Source organism: Streptomyces sp. NPDC049687, assembly GCF_044465285.1.
Taxonomy (GTDB): Bacteria; Actinomycetota; Actinomycetes; order Streptomycetales; family Streptomycetaceae; genus Streptomyces.
This window is the reverse complement of the sequence record NZ_JBITLN010000003.1, coordinates 450,295-470,053: the sequence shown is the minus strand read 5'-3', so window position 1 is coordinate 470,053 and position 19,759 is coordinate 450,295. Positions and strand designations below refer to the sequence as shown.

General features: G+C 71.6%; 23 protein-coding genes and 1 pseudogene. 13 read left to right on the top strand and 11 right to left on the bottom strand.

All coding sequences use genetic code 11. From position 1 onward, the window contains the following. The first annotated feature begins 45 nt into the window (after positions 1-45). Together ACIBVL_RS12090 and ACIBVL_RS12085 are read left to right on the top strand one after the other, a co-directional pair. Positions 46-561 carry a putative immunity protein gene (locus tag ACIBVL_RS12090; protein WP_399096010.1) on the top strand — a complete coding sequence of 172 codons (516 nt, stop codon included), beginning with the start codon at positions 46-48 and terminating at the stop codon, positions 559-561. Between the two features lie 10 nt (positions 562-571). After that, positions 572-670 (top strand): annotated as a pseudogene (locus ACIBVL_RS12085) (transcriptional regulator); the annotation flags it as partial. Between the two features lie 36 nt (positions 671-706). On the opposite strand, the gene ACIBVL_RS12080 reads toward ACIBVL_RS12085, so the two are convergent. Then, positions 707-1,921 (bottom strand): macrolide family glycosyltransferase, encoded by a 1,215-nt coding sequence (locus ACIBVL_RS12080; RefSeq protein ID WP_399096007.1) that lies wholly within the window; start codon positions 1,919-1,921, stop codon positions 707-709. A gap of 543 nt (positions 1,922-2,464) precedes the next feature. Between ACIBVL_RS12080 and ACIBVL_RS12075 the strand changes: the two genes are divergently transcribed. The 3 genes from ACIBVL_RS12075 to ACIBVL_RS12065 all read left to right on the top strand — a co-directional run bounded on the left by ACIBVL_RS12075 (position 2,465) and on the right by ACIBVL_RS12065 (position 6,107). Beyond that, a complete protein-coding gene (locus tag ACIBVL_RS12075) occupies positions 2,465-3,031 on the top strand; it encodes a hypothetical protein (protein WP_399096004.1) in 567 nt (188 codons plus the stop codon). A gap of 65 nt (positions 3,032-3,096) precedes the next feature. Then, positions 3,097-3,495, top strand: a complete 399-nt coding sequence (locus ACIBVL_RS12070) for a signal peptidase I (RefSeq protein WP_399096001.1) — start codon at positions 3,097-3,099, stop codon at positions 3,493-3,495. Between the two features lie 62 nt (positions 3,496-3,557). Next, entirely contained in the window at positions 3,558-6,107 is a 2,550-nt protein-coding gene (locus ACIBVL_RS12065) for a hypothetical protein (protein WP_399095998.1), read from the top strand. A gap of 62 nt (positions 6,108-6,169) precedes the next feature. On the opposite strand, the gene ACIBVL_RS12060 is transcribed toward ACIBVL_RS12065, so the two are convergent. Beyond that, positions 6,170-7,027: a hypothetical protein gene (locus tag ACIBVL_RS12060; protein ID WP_399095995.1), complete on the bottom strand. Its 858-nt coding sequence runs from the start codon at positions 7,025-7,027 to the stop codon at positions 6,170-6,172. A gap of 282 nt (positions 7,028-7,309) precedes the next feature. Between ACIBVL_RS12060 and ACIBVL_RS12055 the strand changes: the two genes are divergently transcribed. From ACIBVL_RS12055 to ACIBVL_RS12045, 3 genes are all read left to right on the top strand, one after another. Then, entirely contained in the window at positions 7,310-8,890 is a 1,581-nt protein-coding gene (locus ACIBVL_RS12055; protein ID WP_399095992.1) for a carbohydrate-binding protein, read from the top strand. 144 nt (positions 8,891-9,034) lie between these two features. Further along, entirely contained in the window at positions 9,035-9,502 is a 468-nt protein-coding gene (locus tag ACIBVL_RS12050; RefSeq protein ID WP_399095989.1) for a DUF1569 domain-containing protein, read from the top strand. Beyond that, positions 9,495-9,677, top strand: coding sequence for a hypothetical protein (locus ACIBVL_RS12045; RefSeq protein WP_399095986.1), 183 nt, complete (start codon positions 9,495-9,497; stop codon positions 9,675-9,677). Before ACIBVL_RS12050 ends, ACIBVL_RS12045 begins: the two co-directional genes overlap by 8 nt. A gap of 25 nt (positions 9,678-9,702) precedes the next feature. On the opposite strand, the gene ACIBVL_RS12040 is transcribed toward ACIBVL_RS12045, so the two are convergent. Beyond that, on the bottom strand, positions 9,703-10,128 hold the full coding sequence (locus ACIBVL_RS12040) for a RidA family protein (protein ID WP_399095983.1): 426 nt from the start codon (positions 10,126-10,128) through the stop codon (positions 9,703-9,705). Between the two features lie 179 nt (positions 10,129-10,307). On the opposite strand from ACIBVL_RS12040, the gene ACIBVL_RS12035 reads away from it, so the two are divergent. Together ACIBVL_RS12035 and ACIBVL_RS12030 are read left to right on the top strand one after the other, a co-directional pair. After that, positions 10,308-11,462, top strand: coding sequence for a YihY/virulence factor BrkB family protein (locus ACIBVL_RS12035; protein ID WP_399095980.1), 1,155 nt, complete (start codon positions 10,308-10,310; stop codon positions 11,460-11,462). A gap of 29 nt (positions 11,463-11,491) precedes the next feature. Continuing rightward, positions 11,492-12,040, top strand: a complete 549-nt coding sequence (locus ACIBVL_RS12030; protein WP_399095977.1) for a phosphatase PAP2 family protein — start codon at positions 11,492-11,494, stop codon at positions 12,038-12,040. A 9-nt stretch (positions 12,041-12,049) separates the two neighbouring features. On the opposite strand, the gene ACIBVL_RS12025 is transcribed toward ACIBVL_RS12030, so the two are convergent. Beyond that, positions 12,050-12,934, bottom strand: coding sequence for an NAD(P)-dependent oxidoreductase (locus ACIBVL_RS12025; RefSeq protein ID WP_399095974.1), 885 nt, complete (start codon positions 12,932-12,934; stop codon positions 12,050-12,052). Between the two features lie 106 nt (positions 12,935-13,040). Here ACIBVL_RS12025 and ACIBVL_RS12020 point away from each other — a divergent pair, with 106 nt between their 5' ends. Next, positions 13,041-13,631, top strand: coding sequence for a TetR/AcrR family transcriptional regulator (locus ACIBVL_RS12020; RefSeq protein ID WP_399095971.1), 591 nt, complete (start codon positions 13,041-13,043; stop codon positions 13,629-13,631). Here the strand turns inward: ACIBVL_RS12020 and ACIBVL_RS12015 are convergent. Continuing rightward, positions 13,625-14,800, bottom strand: coding sequence for a pyridoxal phosphate-dependent aminotransferase (locus ACIBVL_RS12015; RefSeq protein WP_399095968.1), 1,176 nt, complete (start codon positions 14,798-14,800; stop codon positions 13,625-13,627). The two genes, ACIBVL_RS12020 and ACIBVL_RS12015, sit on opposite strands and share 7 nt — an antisense overlap. A gap of 172 nt (positions 14,801-14,972) precedes the next feature. Between ACIBVL_RS12015 and ACIBVL_RS12010 the strand changes: the two genes are divergently transcribed. Next, complete coding sequence (locus ACIBVL_RS12010) at positions 14,973-15,566, top strand: ALF repeat-containing protein (RefSeq protein ID WP_399095965.1); 594 nt, start codon at positions 14,973-14,975, stop codon at positions 15,564-15,566. A 49-nt stretch (positions 15,567-15,615) separates the two neighbouring features. Here ACIBVL_RS12010 and ACIBVL_RS12005 read toward each other — a convergent pair whose 3' ends face one another. Both ACIBVL_RS12005 and ACIBVL_RS12000 read right to left on the bottom strand, forming a co-directional pair. After that, positions 15,616-16,029 (bottom strand): VOC family protein, encoded by a 414-nt coding sequence (locus tag ACIBVL_RS12005; protein ID WP_399095962.1) that lies wholly within the window; start codon positions 16,027-16,029, stop codon positions 15,616-15,618. A 63-nt stretch (positions 16,030-16,092) separates the two neighbouring features. Then, positions 16,093-16,296: a DUF4287 domain-containing protein gene (locus tag ACIBVL_RS12000; RefSeq protein ID WP_399095959.1), complete on the bottom strand. Its 204-nt coding sequence runs from the start codon at positions 16,294-16,296 to the stop codon at positions 16,093-16,095. Positions 16,297-16,424: 128 nt separating this feature from the next. Here ACIBVL_RS12000 and ACIBVL_RS11995 point away from each other — a divergent pair, with 128 nt between their 5' ends. After that, on the top strand, positions 16,425-17,042 hold the full coding sequence (locus ACIBVL_RS11995; RefSeq protein ID WP_399095955.1) for a phosphoribosylanthranilate isomerase: 618 nt from the start codon (positions 16,425-16,427) through the stop codon (positions 17,040-17,042). Positions 17,043-17,061: 19 nt separating this feature from the next. Here ACIBVL_RS11995 and ACIBVL_RS11990 read toward each other — a convergent pair whose 3' ends face one another. From ACIBVL_RS11990 to ACIBVL_RS11975, 4 genes are all read right to left on the bottom strand, one after another. After that, on the bottom strand, positions 17,062-17,412 hold the full coding sequence (locus ACIBVL_RS11990) for a MerR family transcriptional regulator (RefSeq protein ID WP_399095952.1): 351 nt from the start codon (positions 17,410-17,412) through the stop codon (positions 17,062-17,064). A 193-nt stretch (positions 17,413-17,605) separates the two neighbouring features. Then, a complete protein-coding gene (locus ACIBVL_RS11985; protein ID WP_399095949.1) occupies positions 17,606-17,920 on the bottom strand; it encodes an SCO5918 family protein in 315 nt (104 codons plus the stop codon). A gap of 7 nt (positions 17,921-17,927) precedes the next feature. After that, positions 17,928-18,131, bottom strand: a complete 204-nt coding sequence (locus ACIBVL_RS11980; RefSeq protein ID WP_399095946.1) for a hypothetical protein — start codon at positions 18,129-18,131, stop codon at positions 17,928-17,930. Between the two features lie 40 nt (positions 18,132-18,171). After that, entirely contained in the window at positions 18,172-19,665 is a 1,494-nt protein-coding gene (locus ACIBVL_RS11975; protein ID WP_399095944.1) for a DEAD/DEAH box helicase, read from the bottom strand. Positions 19,666-19,759 lie beyond the last annotated feature (94 nt).

The following is a 19,759-nucleotide window of genomic DNA, read 5'->3' as shown; positions in this document are numbered from 1 at the left end:
GGTTCGCAGGCTTCGCTCACACCGGCAGGAAGGAAAAAACCAACCATGATCCTCCCGAAGGTCAGGGACCCTCGCTTCGTGACGATCCGCCGCGGTGGGACCCTCACTGATGCGGATCACCATCTCCTCGCCCTCTGGGCGGCGGACTGCGCGGAGCACGTCCTTGCTCTCTTCGAGTCGGCTCGGCCCGAGGATTCACGGCCGCGCCAGGCGATCGAGCACGCCCGCGCCTGGGTCCGCGGCGAGGTCAAGATGATGCAGGCCCGCGCGGCGGGCGGCCATGCCATGGGCGCGGCTCGAGATCTGCGTGGCGCAGCACGGCATGCCGCCTACGCAGCCGGCCAGGCCGCAGTGGTCGCGCACGTCGCCGCGCACGAGCTCGGTGCCGCTGCCTATGCGATCAAGGCCGCACGCGCTGCCGCGCCAAAAGGGGAGAGTGAGGCCGCAGGGCGACTCGAGTGCCAGTGGCAGCGCGACCGGCTCCCGGAGGCGATTCGCGAACTCGTACTCGACGACCAGCGATTGCGGAACGACATCTGCTGGTCGGTGTTCGACTGCTGAGCGCCGCCGTTCCGGACGTGATGGCAGGATCGAGGTGCCGAAGTTCGCGGAGGGCACTGCGGTGGGGCGCTCCGATGGTGCGTTCAACGGCCGTCTGGCCTCTGAGCCGAACCACCCGCACCACCATCCATCCGCGACTCCAAGCTCACGGACAACCCCACCTTGGTACCGCCGGTTCGTCCACCGTCGGCGCCGCCAGGGCTTCCTCGATGAGGTCGGCCGCCGCCCTCGCGCCTCCAGCCGCTTCGAGTTCCGTGCGCAGGGACTGGATGCCCGAGTGGATCTCCGGGTCGGACGTCACCCGCAGGACCGCTTCCCGCAGAGCCTCCGGTGTGGCCTGTTCGCGGGGGAGGTGGACGCCCAGGCGCAGGGCCTCGATCTGACCCGCGTTCACGCGCTGTTCGGCCATCTGCGGGACGGCGACCATGGGGACGCCGTGGTGGACGGCCTCCATGGTTCCGCCCATGCCCGCGTGGGTGATGAACGCGTCCGCGTGGGAGAGGACGCAGAGTTGGGGGACGTGGGCGTGCGTCTCGACGTGGGCGGGGAGAGGGCCCAGGTCGGCCGCGGAGACGTTCGGGCCCACGGACATCACCACATGCCAGGACTCCAGGCCGGCGAACGCCTCCACGCAGGCGCGGTAGAAGTCCGGGCGTTTCGTGAACTGGGAGCCCAGAGAGACCAGCAGGACCGGGGTGTCCGGGTGCGGGGGGTGCCACGCACCCTGGTACGAGCGGTCGTCGAGGGCGGGTCCGACGTAGGCGGCGCGGCGGGCGGCGACGGTGTCCGGCCTGCGCTGGAAGATACGGGGGAGGGCGGCGACCGCGTGGTCGGGGTGCTCGATCTCGTGGATGCGGGAGCTGTCCAGGCCGCGTTCGGTGAAGGCCCCCGCGAGGTCGTCGTAGCCGGGGAGGGCGGAGAAGCGGGGGGCTCCGTCGAACAACTCGGGGAACAGGCCGTCGTAGACCAGATGGGTGGGGGAGAAGAGGACCGTCGGGATCCGCCACTGCTCGGCGAGGATCAGGCCCGCGAAGCCGTAGACGTCGTAGAGGATCAGGTCCGGGCGGTCGGCGGTGTAGGCGCGGGTCAGGGCCGGGAGCGAGCCGAGCGAGGCGTGGACGGCCAGGGCGAAGCCCTCCGAGAGACGCTCGGGGGGTTCCGGGCCGTCGCCCGGCTCGACAGGGTAGAGCACCGGTTCGGCGCCGACCGCCTTCACCTGGTGCGCGAAGTCCTCGGTGATGGCGTACGTGACACGGTGGCCCCGGCGAACGAGTTCCCCGACCACCCCGAGGGTCGGGTTGACGTGCCCGTGCATCGGCAGGTTGACGACGGCGATGTGAGCGGGTGTCGTGCCAGTCACGTTGCGTATTTCCTGTCCTGTATCCGGTGCTGGAGGTGGGGAGGGGCGGTGACGGGTCTGATCAACGACGCTTCGGGAGCGTACGTTGACCGTCAACGGCGAAGGTCACTCCATCGGGGAGGCCGCCGGGGGAATCCATTGACAACGTGACGAGGGGTGGTCGCCCCGGAACTCGGGCCGCTGGGGCGGATCATGGGCGGTCGACGGGAGTCGGTGCGTCGGGGCGGGTGCTACGGCAGCCGCGTCGACACGACAGCCGCGGCCCGGACTGCGCCCACCGCACTCGGCCGGCCCTTCACCCGCGGGTGCGGGTGGCGAGGACGCGGTCGTACGCCGTCGGCACACCGCCGCGTGCACATGAGACGAGTGCGGCCCACTCGGGACGACGGCCTGATGGGTCCGCCTGACTATGGTGCGGGTGAGGGAGGTGGGCCGATGGGTGCGTCGTGGCTCTATGAGGTACTGGAACCACTGCCGGATGCGTCGAGTGGGCTGCTGTTGGCACGTCGACTGCTTGGCCGCTTCGGTGCCGGGACGCCGGACATGCCATCCCTGAGCTTCAACGACATCGCCACACGGGAACAGTTCCAGTACGCCCGGCAGTACTTCACCTGCGGAACGTTCCTGTGCTCAGAGCGAGACCTCCGGGACCCGCGTGTCCAGGAATTCTGGCAGACGCTGTACCGTCTGGGCTTCCGGGACACCCTCTTCCCCGGCTGGGTGGAGACGGAGCTGCAACCCGAACTGGCGTCCCTCTGGCCCTTGCCGCGGGGTGTGCAGTTCCAGCTGATGAACGGGAAGACGCCGTCCACCTTTCCCCTGCGCGACTGCGACGAGTGCACCGAGACGGAGATCGACGGCGCCGTCGCGGCCTGCGGCCCGCTGTCGGTCGACATCTCCTGGATCTCGGCACTGCGCGGCCTGCCGAGCAACAACCTCTGTGGCGTCCAACTTTGCCTCAACAGCACCTGGACCCAGCAGTGCAGTGAACCTGATCCAGGCAGGCACACCGTGTACCTGTCCATCGGCACGCGGAACTCGGACGACGCCGCCCGGGAGTGGCTGCACGGCACGGGACTGCGCTTCGGGGAACCTCGCATGGGTTGGTAGGAAGGGCCGTCCGAGGTCCGACCTCCTCGGCCGGCCGCCCCGGTCCCCTGCTACCTTCCCGCCCCATGAACGACACCGTGTACGTCGGCAACGCGGGCAAGGACGCGGCACTCGACCGGGGCTGGCTGCTCGGCCACTTCAAGGACGCCTCCGATCCGCGCCACAGCGAGGCCGTCGAGATCAAGTGGGGCGTCCATCCGAAGGGCGACGAGCGGACCCAGTGGGTGACCGGCGAGGAGCGTACGGCCCTGCTGGTCCTCATCAGCGGCCGCTTCCGGGTCGAACTCCCCGGCCGTGACGTCGTCCTCTCCCAACAGGGCGACTACGTCGTCTGGGGCCGGGGCGTGGACCACTCCTGGTACGCGGAGGAGGACTCCGTCCTGCTGACCGTCCGCTGGCCGTCCGTTCCCGGCTACCGCGCGCCCGAGGGCCGGAAGCGGTCCGCCGAACCCACGCTTCAGTGAATGTCGGCATCCCCCCTTAAAGTGACCGCAGTTGAGGGGAAACAATCAAAGGGGGCCAGGCGATGTCCATATCCCGGAGCGGTCGGGTACGAAGATGCGCGGCGGCGGTGGTGACCGCCTCGGCGCTGCTCGCGCCCGTGGCGACGGTGACGGCGAGGGCCTCGGAGGGCCCGGGCCCCACCACGGTGGGGACGGTCTCGGAGGCGTCGGCGCACGGGGGCGCGGTCGGCGCGGAGCTGGCGGACGGTGGCCGCGTGGAGCTGGTCGACGGGCGGGACGTACGGATCACGGGAGCCCCCGCGGGCGCCACCGGCCGGCCGGCCCGCTACACGGTCGCCGCGCTCGACGGCACGGTGTCCGTCCGTCCGGCCGGGGAGTCCGCGGCCGCCAGGCTGCCGCTGGCGGCGAATGGTGCCGACACCACCGCCGAGCGCAGCACGTACACGTCGTCGTCGACGTACCCGGTGAAGCTGACCATCACCCACGCCGACGTCCAGTCGAAACTGTTCAACGTCTGGAACCGCAGGACCTGGACGTCGTACGCGGTCAACAGCGACGCCATCGGCGCCTCGGCGACGGTGAAGCTGCCGCCGGGCGACTACTTCTCGGTCGCGCTGCACAACGACTGGGAGCAGCCGAGCTATCTGCTCACCCGTACCTTCACGGTCGGTTCGGCCGCCACCACGGTCTCCTTCGACCAGCGGCTGGCCAAGGAGACCGCGATCCGCACCGACGACACCACCGCCACCCGGATGTCCGCCGCCGCCTGGCTCAGCGTGCCGGGCGGTGACCTGGCGGGCTTCGCGGGCGGTGGCGCCGACAAGGTCTACGTCACGCCGTTCTCGGTCGCGGGCGTCTCGCTGCGCCTGCACGACGTCCTCGGCAGGAAGGGATCCTCGGCGGCCGTCCCGAGCCCGACCCGGTACGACCTCACCCGTACGTACACGACGACCGTGCCGTCCTCGCCGGTCACCACGGTCGCCAGGTCCGCCCTGGCGAAGACCGTCACGCGGATCGGCGCCCCCGGCACCCGCACCACGGCGAACCTGCTGAGCGTCCCCGGCTTCGGCGAGTGGACCGGCGTGTTCCTCGGTACCCCGGTGCCGGTCGCCGGGACCCTCACCGAGTACGTCACCCCGGGCGTCACCTACAGCCGACTGCTGCAGTACGGCACCGGCGAACTGACCCTGGACCCGCCCGACCGGACCCTGGCCGCCGGCACCACCGAGGGCGAGGTGCTCGGCGCGAACCCGCCGCAGCCGGTGCGCGCGGGGGCGGGCGGCTCGCAGCGGAACTACGGCAAGATCGTGCTGGACGAGGCGAGCGCCTTCGGCGACACCGACGGCCACAGGGGCGTCGACGGCCGTGCCACGTACGCGTACAAGCTGACCGGCTCCGACGGCGTGACCTACGCCCAGGCGTCCGGCCTCGCCGGGTACCACACGCTGACGTCGTCGAGCCTGCCGTCACTGGAGCGGACGTACACCCTCGACCAGACCGTCCACCGCAGGGTGCCGTACGCGCGACTGTCCACGGATGTCCACAACCTGTGGACGTTCCGCTCGGACTACGAGGAGGGCAGAGAACTCCGGCTGATCGATGCCCGGCTGAAGGTCGGCGGCCTGGACGGCTACGGCCGCGCGGCCGCCGGGACGGTCCGGGTCGACGCGACCGCCACCACCCGCAACGCGACCGCCGCCGAGGCGAACACCAAGGTCACCGGCCTCGCCTACTCCACCGACGACGGCGCGACCTGGACGGACCTGACCCTCGCGGACGACGGCTCGGCGAACCTCGACGTACCCGCCACGGCCACCTACGTCTCGCTGCGCGTCACCGCCGCCGACGACCTGGGCGGCGGCCTCACCCGCACCATCCGGCGGGCGTTCGCCGGGCCGGCCCCTCAGGGCGACGAGACGGCGGGCGCGACCCGGGTCTCGGGCGTCGTGGTGAACGGCGGCAAGCCGGTGCGGCTGACCACCGATCCGATGCAGGAGTTCAAGGCGAAGTTCACGGTGACCGACCGGTCCGGCGTGGCGAGCGCCGACATCTTCCTCTACCGGGGTTCGTACGACACCCCCGACGCCGTTCTCTACACCACGTGGCAGCCGGCCTGCACCAAGGTCACCGCGACGACGTCCACCTGCGAGGCGCAGTTCGCGTACATCCACCCGCGCTGGACCCTGGGCCGCAACATCCTCGCCGGCACCTGGAGGGCGGGCGTGCTGGCCGAGTCCGCCGACGGTACGGGGGCGGCCGACCTGCACGCCGCCAAGTCGGTGTCCGTCGTGCGTGACGCGACCCTCACGGCCAACGCCACGCCCGAGCCGGTGACCAAGGGCAAGACCCTCACCGTCACCGGCAAGCTCGCCCGGGCGGACTGGGAGACCCTCGGCGGCTACCACGGCTACTCCGGCATGAAGGTGCAGCTGCAGTTCCGCAAGAAGACGGCGACCGCGTACACCCTCGTGAAGACGGTCACCGCCGACAGCTACGGCACCCTGAAGACCACCGTGAAGGCCTCGGTGGACGGTTACTGGCGTTATGTCTTCACCGGCTCGTCCAGCACCTCGGCCGCCACCTCCGCGGGCGACTACGTGGACGTCCGCTGACTTTTCCCACCTCGTCGGGCCCCGGCTTCACCAGCCGGGGCCCCTCGCGTCGATGGGGCAGGTCAGCTGAGGCAGACCAGGCCCAGCAGGCAGACCTCCGACGGCGAGGTCGACGCCGATGAGGAGCTCGTCCGGGAGGACGAGGTCGAGGTCGAGGTCGAGGTCGACGAAGACGTAGACGTCGACGACGAGGATGTCGATGTCGATGCCGATGTGTCCGCGCCGTCGGTCGTCGTGGACGTCGACGACTGCTGGCCGGTCGTGCCGGCGGGGGCGGTGACCGTGCCGTCGTCGGACGAGGTGGTGGTCTGCCGCCGGGCCGTGGTCGGCGGTGCCGTCGTACGGGTCCTGGGGGCGGCCGCGGCGTCCGGGCGGGTGTTCGCCGGCGCGTACCGCTCGGGTGCGCGGTCGGTCGACCGTGACGGGGCGCCGGGGGAGGACGAGGAGCGGCGCGGGTCGGAGCCGGTCACCGTGGGGCGGGTGTATTCCGAAGTCGGTTCCTCGCCGCCCGAGGTGGTGGGGGTCTCGGGCGCCGTGGCCGCCTGTGCCTTCTCGCCGGTCTGCCGGTCCAGCGCGGCGACGGTCAGCCCGCCGCCGACGAGGGCGACGGCCGTGGCGACGACGGCCCGGCGCTGGTTCTTCTTCCAGCGGGCCAGCTGCCGCCGCCGGGCGGCCCGTCCCGGCGGCGCGGACTGCACGGTCGCCACGGGCCGCGCGTTCTCGGGGGCGGGCGACGGCCCGGGCGGTGGCGCGGTGTCCCGGAGCGCGGCGGTGTCCCCGTACGACGCCGTACGCGCGGCCGGGGCCGCGACGGTGCGACCGCCGGACGTGATCGGAGCTATGTCCGGGGCGTAGGCGCCGCATCCAGGGCACACCAGGGCGCCGTTGAGATGCCGGCGGCACGTGGAGCAGTAGTCCATCTGCGGTCTTCCTACGCGGGGATCCGATGGCCCGGAACGCTAACGACTCGTGCGGAGGACTGTGTGCAGTCAGTGTGAGGCTCCTGCGCGAATCCCTTGAGGGTCCTGGGGTGGGCGTCCCGGGCGCCGTTCCGACCGCAACCCTTGTCCATCTATGTGAATAGCAATCAAGTACGCGTCTGTGCATATCTATTGACGTGCTCAGGCCAGCCCCCTACCTTCCGGGAGAAAGCGCTTTCCAGTTCGGCCCGACCCGCACTCGATCCGTTCCTGGAGATGAACATGCAGCTGAGATCCGTCACGGCATGCGTCAGTCTGGTGGCCGGCGCGCTCGTCGCGCTGTCCGGCACCACCGCGCAGGCCGCCACCACCCGCTACGAGGCCGAGGCCTCTCCCGCGGTGTGCACCGGCACCATCGACTCCGACTGGAGCGGCTACTCCGGCAGCGGATTCTGCAACGGCACCAACTCGACCGGTGGGTACGCCCAGTTCACCGTGACCGCCGCCACCGCCGGCACGGCCACCCTGAACGTCCGCTTCGCCAACGGCGCCGCCGCCGCCCGCCCGGCCTCGCTCGTCGTCAACGGTACGACGGTCCAGACGCCGCCCTTCGAGGCCACGGGCGCCTGGTCGACCTGGGCCACCAAGACGCTCACCGTGTCGCTCAACGCAGGCAGCAACACCATCCGGCTCAACCCCACCACCTCGGAGGGGCTGCCCAACGTCGACTACGTCGAGGCGACGACGACCGACAGCACCACGCCCCCGGCGAGCGGCGCGATCTACGTCTCGCCGAGCGGCACCGACGGCGCGGCCGGCACCCAGTCCGCCCCGACCACCCTCACCTCGGCGATCAGCCGCGTCACCGCCGGCGGCACGATCTACCTGCGCGGTGGGACGTACAGCTACTCCTCGACGGTCACCATTCCGCAGACCAACAGCGGGACCTCCGCCGCCCGGACCACCCTGTCCGCCTACCCGGGCGAGACACCGGTGCTCAACTTCTCGGCCCAGACCGAGAGTTCGTCCAACCGCGGGCTCCAGCTCTATGGCTCGTACTGGCGTGTCTACGGCGTCGTCGTCGAACGCGCCGGTGACAACGGCATTTACGTCGGCGGCAGCCACAACGTCATCGAGCGCACCGTGACCCGCTACAACCGCGACACGGGGCTCCAGCTCGGCCGGATCTCCTCCAGCACCACCGCCGCCGACTGGCCGTCCGACAACCTCGTCCTGAGCGCCGAGTCGCACGACAACGCCGACTCCGACGGCGAGGACGCCGACGGGTTCGCCGCGAAGCTCACCACCGGGATCGGGAACGTGTTCCGGTACGCCGTCTCCCACAACAACATCGACGACGGCTGGGACCTGTACACCAAGCCGGACACCGGTGCCATCGGCCCGGTGACCATCGAGGACTCGCTGTCCTACAACAACGGCACGCTGTCCGACGGGACCGTGAACTCCAACGGCGACCGCAACGGCTACAAGCTGGGCGGCGACGACATCGCGGTCAACCACGTGGTGCGGCGGAGCATCGCGTACCACAACGGCAAGCACGGGTTCACGTACAACAGCAACCCGGGCTCCATGGCCGTGTCGAACAACCTGAGCATCGACAACGCCCAGCGCAACTACTCCTGGGACGCGGGGACCTCGGTGTTCCGGAACAACACCTCGTGCCGGTTCGGTGTGAGCGGGTCGAACGACAAGACCGTCGGTGACGCCGACAGCACGAACCAGTTCTGGACGGGATCGAACGGCTCCCGGTGCGCCTCCTCGTACGGCGGTGCGCTGGGCTGGTCCTTCGCCTCGGACGGAAAGCTCGTGGTGACGCTGGGAGGCAGCCGGGTCACCCTGTAGCGCCGAGCGGACGGCGGGAAGGCCCGGGCCCCGGATGGGCGGCCCGGGCCTTCCCGTCGCTCTCGCTTTCCCGCTCGGGCGAGGGCGAATGCCGGGATATATGCGAAACGGAAGCATTTCGTTTCGTATGGCTATACTCGTGTCATGTCCGCGACCCGCACCCCCACCGCCGCCCTCACCGAACTGACCGCCCGACTGACGGAGCGCCTCGACCGTGCCGAAGGCGACCTCCTGGCGCCGGGCAGCTCCTGGAACCTCTCCCAGACGCTGCAGCACTGCGCCCAGACGGTCCGCTACTCGGTGACCGGATACCCCCGTCTCAAGCCCGCCCTCTTCCGGGCCTCCGCCGGCACCGCCGCCAAGCACGTCTTCCTGCGCCGGGGTGCCACGAAGCACGCCCTGGACGCCGAGCTCGACGGCGCCCCGCCGCTCGACCCGCAGCTCCCGGCCGCCGAGGGGGCGGCACGGCTCGCGGACGCCGTGGCCCTCTTCTCCGCCCACACCGGCCCGCACGCGCTCCACCCGGCCTACGGCCGCTGCACCCACGCCGAGTTCGAGCGGCTGCACGCCATGCACCTGGCCGAGCACGTACCGGGGCTGACCGGTGCCTGAGGCGGCGAAGCAGGGGGACGGCGGCCGGGTCGGAGGCACCCGAGCCCGAGCCCGGGCCGCGCCGGAGACGCCCCCGCGCGAACGCGGCATCGACCTCCTCACCCCCGTCTGGCACCTCCTCGACCTGACCCCCCACGGCCGCGCCGACTGGTACCCCGCCCTCGACTACACCTGACCGCACCCGAGGACCCGCGGCCGGGTCATACGGGGAGCAGGGCCAACGCCTCCACCTCGAGGAGGAGTTCGGGGCGGAACAGGGCCGCCACCTGGACCGCGGTGCTGGCGGGCGGGTGGTGGGTGTCGATGTGCTGGTCCCGGGCCTCGCGGATGGCCGGAAGGTGGGCCACGTCGGTGACGTAGAAGGTGAGCTTGACGACGTTCTCGAAGCCGGCGCCCGCGGCGGTCAGACAGCGGCGGAGGTTCTCGAAGACCTGGCGGGCCTGCGCGGCGGGGTCGTTCTCTCCGACCACCTTGCCGTCGGCGTCGAAGGCGACCTGGCCGGAGACCGCGATCAGCCGGCCGGTTCCCATGACGACGTGGGTGTAGCCGGTTCCCGGGGCGACGCCTTCCGGCGCGGCTATGTGGGTGAGCGCGGGGGTGTTGTGCGTGGGTGTCATGGTGCGCATTCTTCATCGCCCCAGGCGCGGGCGCAGGCGGATTTCGGCCGGCCCGGCAGCGCGGCTCCCCGGAGTCGAGCCGGTGGACGCGGCGCACGGCGGACCGGAGCGGCGGGCTGATATGTGCTGAATGTCGGATATGTGAAAGCTGTGTGCATGGGCGACCTCGCGCCGGATACCCGGTCGGCATGGTGCGGACATTGAAACGGCGCAATGGAAGGCACGGCGGCCACACCGTGGCCGGCCGGGAGGACGAGGCCACGCGAGAGGCCGGGACCGAGTGGAGGGCCGAGAGGACGAGGGAGACCGAGAGCGGGCGGGAGGCCGGGAGCGGGCGGGAGGACGAGTCCGCCCCGGAGGTCGACGCCGGACCGGATGAGCAGGTGGAGGAGCGGGCTCCGGACAAGCCGACGGACCTGCCCAAACGCTCCTGGATGGCGGTGCTGAAGGGCACCCTGAAGGAGTTCAAGAAGGACGAGCTGACCGACCGGGCGGCCGCCCTGACGTACTACGGGATCCTCGCGCTGTTCCCCGCGCTGCTGGCCCTCGTGTCGGTGCTCGGCATCGTCGGACAGTCGGCCACGCAGGCGGTCCTGGACAACATCCAGAAGCTCGCGCCCGGAGCCGCGCAGGACATCCTGCGCAACGCCGTACGGCAGATGCAGGGCAACGCCGGACTCGGCTCGATCATGGCGATCGTGGGTCTGGCGCTGGCGGTGTGGTCGGCGTCCGGTTACGTCGCCGCGTTCATCCGCAGCGCCAACGCCGTCTACGACATCCCCGAGGGCCGTCCGGTCTGGAAGGTGCTGCCGGTGCGGGTCGGGGTGACCGTGGTGCTGATGGTGATGGCCGTGATCAGCGCGATCATCGTGGTGTTCACCGGTGGTCTCGCCCGTGAGGTGGGCACCGCGCTCGGAGTGGGTGACGCCGGCCTCACGGCGTGGTCGATCGCGAAGTGGCCGGTGCTGGTGGTGCTGGTCACGGTCATGATCGCGGTGCTGTACTGGGCGACCCCGAACGCCAGGGTCCGCGGCTTCCGCTGGATCACGCCCGGCAGCTTCCTGGCGCTGCTGATCTGGATGATCGCCTCGGCCGGGTTCGCCCTGTACGTGGCGAACTTCGGCTCGTACAACAAGACCTACGGCGCTCTCGCCGGCGTGGTCATCTTCCTGGTGTGGCTGTGGATCACCAATCTGGCGATCCTGCTCGGCCTGGAGTTCGACGCGGAGCTGGTCCGCCAGCGTGCCGTCGCCGGCGGTCATCCGGCCGGGGACGAGCCGTACGTCCGGCCGCGCGACACCCGCAAGTGGGACGATGAGGACCGCCGTCGGCTCGGATCATGAGGTCCTGAGCTCCTGAGGTGGTGGAGGACATGCGGTGGACGGGGGCGCTGCGCGAGGGGGACCGCCGGCTGGCCAGACGGTCGATCGCGTGGGGCCCGGCGTGGCTGCGGCGGGCCGCGCCCGCGCTGGAGGAGGCGGCCGAGCACACCAAGGTGTGGTGGGCGGCGGCGGCGCTGATGGCCGCCGCGGACAGGTCGCGGGGACGTACCGCCGCCGTCGCCGGGATCGCGGCCATGACGACGGCCGAGGTGCTGTCCAACGCGGTCGCCAAGCAGCTGTACCGGCGGCGCCGCCCGCCGCCGGAGTGGGTGCCGGAGGACGACCTGCGGGACCGCCCCGACAGTTCCTCCTTTCCCTCCGGGCATACGGCCGCCGCCTTCGCGTTCGCCGGAGCCGTCGCCCCGGTGTGGCCGGCACCCGGCGCCGCCTGCGGACTGACGGCGACCCTGGTTGCCGGGCAGCGCGTGCACGGCGGAGCCCACTACCCCGCCGACGTGGCGGCCGGCGGCGCGATCGGCCTGATGGCGGCCGCCCTGGTCCGTACGGCACCGCGGCTGCTGCGCCGACGGCCGTCCTGACCCCCGCGCCTACCCGGAGGCCCGGCCGGCGGTCCGGGCCTCCAGCGCGCGCAGGACGGCCACCATGTCCTCGCCGCCGTGTCCCTGGGCGACCGTCTCGTCGTAGAGGGCGTGGCAGACGTCGAGGAGGGGGGACGCCACGCCCGCCTTGCGGGCGGCCTCGCTGATCAGCCGGTTGTTCTTCAACACGTCGGCTGCGCCCGCCTGGACGGCGAAGTCACGGGAGAGCAGCTTGGGCGCCTTCATCCGGGAGACGGAGCTGGCCATCGGGCCCGCGTCCAGGACGTCCCGCAGCAGGGCCCGGTCGAGTGCCAGCCGGTCGGCGAAGTGGAACGCCTCGGTGAGACCGGTGACCAGCGTGATCAGGAACAGGTTCACCGCGAACTTCATCAGCAGGGCGCCCGGGACGGGGCCGCAGTCGAACGTCTCGTGGGACACCGGCGCGAGCAGAGGGCGTACGGCCGCCACGGCGTCCTCGTCGCCCGCCAGCATGGACACCAGCCTCCCCTGTTCCGCAGGGATCCGGGAGCCGGAGACGGGGGCCTCGACGTACCGTCCGCCCGCCGCCCGGACGTCGTCCTGCAGGCCGCCCGAGTACTCGGGCGCGATCGTGCCCATGTGGACGACGGTGCGTCCGGCGACGCGCGCGGTGAAGTCCGGGGTGCCGCGTCCCAGGACCGCGTCCGTCGCCGCCTCGTCGGCCGGCATGAGGATCACCGTCCCCGCCCGGCCGAAGACCTCGGCGGGACTCGCCGCGACCTCGGCGCCGGCGGCGCGCAGGGGGTCGCACCGGCCGGGGGTGCGGTTCCACACGACGAGCGGTGTCCCGGCGCGGACGAGGTTGAGGGCCATGGGCCGGCCCATGACACCGAGGCCGACGAAACCGACGTACACGACACACCACCACCCCATCGACTATGACAGCGGTCATAGTAGCCGAGCTCTATGACGGCGGTCATAGACTGGATGCCGGAGAGCTGGACGAACGAGGAGACCGGGGATGTCCGAACGAGGGCCGCGGGAGCGGATGGTCTTCAGCGCGGCCCAGCTCATCCGGCGCGAGGGGGTCGGCGGCACCGGGATGCGTGAGGTCGCCGCACACGCGGGAGCGCCGCGAGGATCGCTCCAGCACTACTTCCCCGGCGGCAAGGAACAACTGGTCAACGAGGCCGTGGGGTGGGCCGGGCGGTACGCCGGCAAGCGGGTCGCCCGTTTCCTCGACGCGCTGCCCGAACCGACGCCCGGCGGGCTGTTCGCCGAGATGGTGCGGCAGTGGACCGACGAGTACGAGACCGAGGGGTTCGCTGGCGGCTGCCCCGTGGCCGCCGCGACGGTGGACTGCGCGGAGTCCACCGCGTCCACCCGGGAGGCGGCGGCGCAGGCGTTCGCCACCTGGACCGGGCCGGTGGCGCGGGCGCTGACGGACATGGGGGTGCCGCGGGAGCGGGCCGACGGGCTCGCCACGCTGATGGTCGGCGCGTTGGAGGGGGCGATCCTGATGGCCCGCGCCGAGCGGGACGTACGGCCGCTGACGACCGTGGTCCGAGAACTCGGCCCCCTGCTCGACGCGGCCGTACCGACGGACTACTGAAGCGTGCCGAGGAACTTGCCGAGCCGGGCGATCCCCTCCCGCAGCTCCGCAGCCGACGCCGCGTACGACAGCCGTACGTGGGTCCCGGCCGACCCCACGCCGAAGTCGCGGCCCGGAGTGAGCGCCACGTGGGCCTCGCGCAGGGCCCGTTCGCAGAACTCCCAGGAGGTCAGTCCGGTGCCGCTGACGTCGAAGTAGACGTAGAACGCGCCGTCGGGCGGCACGGGCACGGGCAGGCCGATCCGCTCCAGACCGTCCAGGACGAGCGCGCGCCGCTCGGCGAACTCCACCCGGCGGGCCTCGCAGACGGCGAGGGACTCGGGGGTGAAGCAGGCCAGGGCGGCGTGCTGGGCCGGGGCGGAGGCGCAGAGGAAGTAGTTCTGGGCCAGGCGTTCCAGGGCCGGTACGAGGGCCTCGGGGACCACGCACCAGCCGAGCCGCCAGCCGGTCATGCCGAAGTACTTCGAGAAGCTGTTGATGACGACCGCGTCCGGGTCGTGGGAGAGGGCGCTGCGCGGCGGGCGGCCCTCCGGGCCGTGGTCGCTCAGGTCGAGGTAGATCTCGTCGACCAGGCGCCACGCGTCGCGCTCCCGGGCGAGGTCGCAGATCGCCTCGAGTTCGGCCGCCGGCACCGAGGTGCCCGTCGGGTTCGACGGCGTGGCGACCATGACCCCGCGGGTGCGGTCCGTCCAGGACGACCGTACGGACGCCGCGTCCAGCTGGAAGCGGGAGGCGGGCGTGGTGGGGACGAGGGTGACGCGGGCGCCGAAGCTCTCCACGATCTGCCGGTTGCAGGGGTACGACGGGTCCGCGATCAGCACCTCGTCACCGGGGTCCACGAGCGCGGCGGTGGCCAGCACCAGCGCGGCGGAGGCGCCCGCGGTCACGGCCACCCGGGCCGGATCGACCTCGATGCCGTGCCGGTCGGTGTAGAAACCCGCTATCGCCCGGCGCAGCGCGGGCAGGCCGAGCGCCGCCGTGTACGTCAGGGGCCTGCCGTCCGTGGCCTCGCGCATCGCCGCGAGGACGGCCGGGGGCGCGCCGAAGTCGGGTTCCCCCAGGCTGAGTTTGACGACGTGGTGGCCCTGCGCCTCCAGGGCGGCGGCCTCCTTGCTGAACTCCATGGCGTAGAAGGGGGCGATGGCCCGGGCGCGCTGCGAGATCCTCATACAGTCGATTTTCCGTCAGTCTCGGGTGGATCTTTTCCCACGTAGGGACCTCGCGGGCAGGAAAGCCGTGAGCGAGGCTGCCCGATTAAGGCGGTGCGCCGTGGTGCCGTTCCTGAAAGGATCTTCGCGCCGGCAGTGAGCCGGTCATCGATCGACCATGGGGGAACACGACATGAGACTCACCCGCGCGGCACTCGCCGTGGCCGCGGGCGCCCTGGCCCCGGCCCTGCTGCTCGCCACGCCGTCCTTCGCCGCCGCCCCGGCCTCCGCCTCCGTGCCGGCCGCGGTCGCGGCGGCGGACGCGGAGTCGCCGTACGACTCGATGTCGGAGGACGATCTGCGGATCGCGATCCTCCGTATCCTCGCGGACGAGAACACGGGGAAGGGCGTGCGCAGGGAGGCGCAGAAGGCGCTCGACGGGACCGTCGAGGACATGCGCACGTTCCTGAAGACGGGCATCGTGCTCGCCCAGGACGAGGACAACAAGGTGGCGATCGCCCGGATCCTCGCCGACCCCGACAGCGGCAAGGCCGTCTACCGGGAGGCCGTGAAGGCGCTCGAGGGCACCATCGAGGACCGGTTGACCTTCCTGTCCACCGGCTACCGCCTCGCCCAGGCCGAGGACGACCGGGTGGCCATCGCGAAGATCCTGGCCCGGACGGACATCAGCGCCGCCCTCCGCGCGGCGGCGGAGGCGGCGATCGACGGCACCCCGGAGGAGCTGCGCCACTTCCTGGAGGTCGGCCAGTACGAGGTGGACGCCTAGTACGAGGCGGACGGCCGGGGCAGGTCCTGGGGCCCGGGGTTGGCGGTGGTCAGCCCCGGGGCTGGGCGATGTTGACCATCCACGGGACGCCGAAGCGGTCCGTGCACATGCCGAACACGTCGCCCCACATCTGCTTGTCGAGCGGGACGGACACCGAGCCGTCGGCGGACAGCTTCTCCCAGTAGCCGCGCAGTTCGGCGTCGTCGTCACCGCTGAGGCTGACGGAGAAGCTGCTGCCGGGGTTGTACTCGTTCCCCGGAGGGTTGTCGGCGCCCATCAGGGTGAAGCCGCTCGGGGTCTCCAGCATGCCGTGCATGATCCGGTCGGCCATCGGGGTGTCCGCCTGGCCGAAGTCGCCGTAGGAGTTGAGCGTCAGGGTGCCGCCGAAGACCTCCTTGTAGAACTCCAGGGCCGCCCGGGCGTCACCGTCGAAGCCGAGGTAGGGGTTGAGTCGTGAGGACATGCGATACCTCCGTGAGGGGGTGAAAGGTGTGTAAAAGAGGGCAAAAGTCGCTTCTGGGGGAGCCTAGCGCTCCGCGAGGGTGTCGGCCACGAGAGCGTTGGCGTGGCCGTGTCCCAGTCCGTGCTCGGACTTCAGCCAGTTCACGAGCTCCATGTGCCTGGTCAGCGGCGAGGAGCGGATGAGCTCCTTCCACTCCGCTATCGGCCGGCCGTACTTCTTCTCGATGGAGGGGAAGTAGGAGGCGGGGCCCTTCGGGGTGGCGGTCATGTCGGCGGCCCTCCGTCGGTGTCGGTGGTGTCGCTCGTGTTGACCGGCGGGTGGCGGTGAAGTCATCGGCGGGCGAATGTGAGCTGCGTCACCCGGTTGGCGGTGACGGTGTGCGGCAGGCTGGGGCCGTGAGCAACTCCAGCGACTCCCTTTTCGTCAAGATCTGCGGCCTGAAGACCGAGCAGGACATCGACACGGCCGTCGAAGCCGGTGCCGACGCCATCGGGTTCGTCTTCTCGGCCAGCCCGCGCCGTGTCGACGCCGCCACGGCCGCGCGGCTGTGCCGGCGGGTGCCGGAGCACGTCCTGACGGTCGGCGTCTTCCGCGCCGAACCGCTGGACGACGTACGGTCCCTGGCGACCGAGGCCGGCATCCGGGCCGTCCAGTTGCACGGCCCCGAGGACCGCGGCTACTACGACGACCTCGCGGCGGGCGGATGGACACTGATCCGTGCCGCGGCGTTCGGCGAGACCGTGCCGCGCTGCGGGGAACTGGGCGAGGACATGCTGCTGCTCGACGCCCCCGTTCCGGGCTCCGGCACCGCCTGGGACTGGTCCCGGAAGGCACCGGCCGGCCCCGCGGAGAAGTGGCTGCTTGCCGGCGGGCTGACCCCGGACAACGTGCGCGACGCCGTCGCCGCCACCCACCCCTGGGGTGTCGACGTCTCCAGCGGTGTGGAAAGCAGCCGGGGCGTCAAGGATCCGGCCCTGATCAGCGCGTTCGTCAAGGCGGCCCGGATGGCTTGACGCGGTCAGCGAGGAGGCGTCAGCCGGAGTGGGGGCCGGACCTCTCGCCCGCCTCCCTCGCGGCGCGGCGGTACTCGGCGTTGATGCGCTGGGCGTCCTCGAGCTGGTCCTCGAGGATGACGATGCGGCAGGCGGCCTCGATCGGGGTGCCCTGGTCGACGAGCTCTCGGGCGCGGACGGCGATCCGCAGCTGGTAGCGCGAGTACCGGCGGTGTCCGCCCTCCGAGCGGAGCGGAGTGATCAGACGGGCGTCCCCGAGGGCCCGGAGGAATCCGGGGGTGGTGCCTGTCATCTCCGCGGCCCGGCCCATCGTGTACGCGGGGTAGTCGTCGTCGTCCAGTCGACCGTCGAGTGGACTTTCAGCCGTCATGTCACCTCGTTGTGCAGCGCGTCGCGGGGCCCGGTAGGCCGTACGGCACCCCAGGACACCGATTCAACACCATCCGCCGGCCCGCCGAACGCCCCGCCCTCGCGTCCCGCGCCGGCCGCAGGGCACGAACGACACGGCTGAGGGCCCCGCCGACAGATGTCCGCGGGGCCCTCTTCGCTGTACCGACGGCGTCCTATCCCTCCGGGTGGGCGACGGCGCCCAGGTGTTCCGACGCGGTCCACGGGGGAGTGGGGGTGAACACGGGCACGGCCTCGGGGTGGGGGTGGCAGGTGAAGCCGAGACGGGTCATGGCACGGACGACCTCGCCGCTGCTGAAGTCGCGGCGGTCCTGCCGGGTGATGACCTCGCCCACCTGCTTGACGGGATAGCGGCGGCGGCCGATGGTCACGGACTCGGCGGTGACGGGTTCGGGCGTGACGCCCTTCATCGAGTCGAGCACCCCGTCCTTCGTCAGGTCGAAGGGGTACCGGGCGATGACAACGCGCACTGATGCCTCACAGGGGGAGAGGGACGGTGAGGGGAAGGGGCAGCGGGTCGACGTCCCGCAGACGGACCCGGTCCGTGTAGGCGGGACTGTCGCGGACGGCGGCGAGCTGGGGCCGGGTGACGGCGCCCGTGGTCTGGTCGTCCCCGTCGCACAGCAGCAGATACTCGACCTGGGCCCCGGCCATGACGGACAGGGCCACCTCGACGGTCATGTCGTCCCGAACGCGCGGTCCGCACGTGTCCGGCACGGCGTCAGGCCGCCGGTCCGGCGGCGGACGACCGGCGCGCCCCTGAGCGCCCCGGCTCGCCGGTGGCGCGGCGCCGGCCGGGTCGGCCGCGACGGCTCCGGGAGGAGGGGGACGCGGAAGACGGCGAGGACGCCGGGCGTGCGGTGCGGCGGGAGGGTTCCGTGGCCGCCGGTACGGTGATGACGACCGGGACACCGGAAGGGGTCCGGGCGCCGGTGATGCGGCTCAGCGCCGCCTCACCCGACCGTACGGGTGTGACCTGCGGGGTGATGCCGGCCGAGGCCATCAGCCGGCTCATGCCGCGACGCTGGTCGGGGGTCACCAGGGTGACGACACTGCCGGACTCGCCGGCCCGGGCCGTACGGCCGCCACGGTGCAGATAGTCCTTGGGATCGCCGGGCGGATCCACGTTGACGACCAGGTCGAGGCTGTCGACGTGGATCCCGCGCGCCGCGACGTTCGTCGCCACCAGCACCGTCACCTGCCCGCTCTTGAACTGGGCGAGGGTGCGGGTGCGCTGCGGCTGGGACCTGCCGCCGTGCAGGGCGGCGGCACGGACACCGCTGTTCAGCAGGTGTTTGGTCAGCCGGTCCACCGCGTGCTTGGTGTCCAGGAACATGATCACGCGGCCGTCCCGCGCCGCGATCTCGGTGGTCGTGCGCTGTTTGTCCGCCTCGTGGACGTGGAGGACGTGGTGCTCCATGGTGGTGACCGCGGCCGCCGACGGGTCGACGGAGTGGACCACCGGGTCGGTCAGGTAGCGGCGGACCAACAGGTCGACGTTGCGGTCCAGGGTGGCCGAGAAGAGCATCCGCTGTCCGTCGGCCCGCACCCGGTCCAGCAGGGCGGTGACCTGCGGCATGAAGCCCATGTCGGCCATCTGGTCGGCCTCGTCGAGGACCGTGATGCGCACGTCGTCCAGCAGACAGTCGCCCCGGTCGATGAGGTCCTTCAGGCGCCCCGGCGTCGCGATGACGACCTCGGCACCGCCCCGCAGCGCACTGGCCTGCCGGCCGATCGACATCCCGCCGACCACGGCCGTCAGCCGCAGCCGCACCGCGCGGGCGTACGGGGTGAGGGCGTCGGTGACCTGCTGGGCCAGTTCGCGGGTCGGCACGAGGACGAGGGCCAGCGGACGCCGCGGCTCGGCGCGCCGGCCGGCCGTCCGGGCCAGGAGCGCGAGGCCGAAGGCGAGGGTCTTGCCGGACCCGGTGCGGCCACGGCCGAGTACGTCACGGCCGGCGAGCGAGTTCGGCAGGGTGGCCGCCTGGATGGGGAACGGCACGGTCACGCCCTCGTGGCCGAGTGCGGCCAGCATCGGCGTCGGCAGGTCCAGCTCGGCGAACGCGTCGACGGCGGGCAACGGGGGCGTGAGTGTCTTCGGCAGCGCGAACTCGCCCTGCGGTGCGGCCTGTCGGCGTACGGAGCCAAAACGTTCGTATGCGCGCGGTGCGCGGGACGTTCGGGACGATGTGCGGTTTTTTTGCGCTTGGTTCATGCGGAACCTTCCTTGATACGGACACGTAACAAGGAAAGGAATTCCCGCAGCAAAATGAACGGCGCAGAGAATCGCTTCTTGTGGTGCCCTGAAA

What these genes read in the sequence shown, in the direction of transcription:
- ACIBVL_RS12090 (WP_399096010.1), top strand. Translation starts at nt 46, where the DNA reads ATGATCCTCCCGAAGGTCAGGGACCCTCGCTTCGTGACGATCCGCCGC.
- ACIBVL_RS12075 (WP_399096004.1), top strand. Translation starts at nt 2,465, where the DNA reads ATGCCATCCCTGAGCTTCAACGACATCGCCACACGGGAACAGTTCCAG.
- ACIBVL_RS12070 (WP_399096001.1), top strand. Translation starts at nt 3,097, where the DNA reads ATGAACGACACCGTGTACGTCGGCAACGCGGGCAAGGACGCGGCACTC.
- ACIBVL_RS12065 (WP_399095998.1), top strand. Translation starts at nt 3,558, where the DNA reads ATGTCCATATCCCGGAGCGGTCGGGTACGAAGATGCGCGGCGGCGGTG.
- ACIBVL_RS12060 (WP_399095995.1), bottom strand. Translation starts at nt 7,027, where the DNA reads ATGGACTACTGCTCCACGTGCCGCCGGCATCTCAACGGCGCCCTGGTG.
- ACIBVL_RS12055 (WP_399095992.1), top strand. Translation starts at nt 7,310, where the DNA reads ATGCAGCTGAGATCCGTCACGGCATGCGTCAGTCTGGTGGCCGGCGCG.
- ACIBVL_RS12050 (WP_399095989.1), top strand. Translation starts at nt 9,035, where the DNA reads ATGTCCGCGACCCGCACCCCCACCGCCGCCCTCACCGAACTGACCGCC.
- ACIBVL_RS12040 (WP_399095983.1), bottom strand. Translation starts at nt 10,128, where the DNA reads ATGCGCACCATGACACCCACGCACAACACCCCCGCGCTCACCCACATA.
- ACIBVL_RS12035 (WP_399095980.1), top strand. Translation starts at nt 10,308, where the DNA reads ATGGTGCGGACATTGAAACGGCGCAATGGAAGGCACGGCGGCCACACC.
- ACIBVL_RS12030 (WP_399095977.1), top strand. Translation starts at nt 11,492, where the DNA reads ATGCGGTGGACGGGGGCGCTGCGCGAGGGGGACCGCCGGCTGGCCAGA.
- ACIBVL_RS12020 (WP_399095971.1), top strand. Translation starts at nt 13,041, where the DNA reads ATGTCCGAACGAGGGCCGCGGGAGCGGATGGTCTTCAGCGCGGCCCAG.
- ACIBVL_RS12015 (WP_399095968.1), bottom strand. Translation starts at nt 14,800, where the DNA reads ATGAGGATCTCGCAGCGCGCCCGGGCCATCGCCCCCTTCTACGCCATG.
- ACIBVL_RS12010 (WP_399095965.1), top strand. Translation starts at nt 14,973, where the DNA reads ATGAGACTCACCCGCGCGGCACTCGCCGTGGCCGCGGGCGCCCTGGCC.
- ACIBVL_RS12005 (WP_399095962.1), bottom strand. Translation starts at nt 16,029, where the DNA reads ATGTCCTCACGACTCAACCCCTACCTCGGCTTCGACGGTGACGCCCGG.
- ACIBVL_RS12000 (WP_399095959.1), bottom strand. Translation starts at nt 16,296, where the DNA reads ATGACCGCCACCCCGAAGGGCCCCGCCTCCTACTTCCCCTCCATCGAG.
- ACIBVL_RS11990 (WP_399095952.1), bottom strand. Translation starts at nt 17,412, where the DNA reads ATGACGGCTGAAAGTCCACTCGACGGTCGACTGGACGACGACGACTAC.
- ACIBVL_RS11980 (WP_399095946.1), bottom strand. Translation starts at nt 18,131, where the DNA reads ATGACCGTCGAGGTGGCCCTGTCCGTCATGGCCGGGGCCCAGGTCGAG.
- ACIBVL_RS11975 (WP_399095944.1), bottom strand. Translation starts at nt 19,665, where the DNA reads ATGAACCAAGCGCAAAAAAACCGCACATCGTCCCGAACGTCCCGCGCA.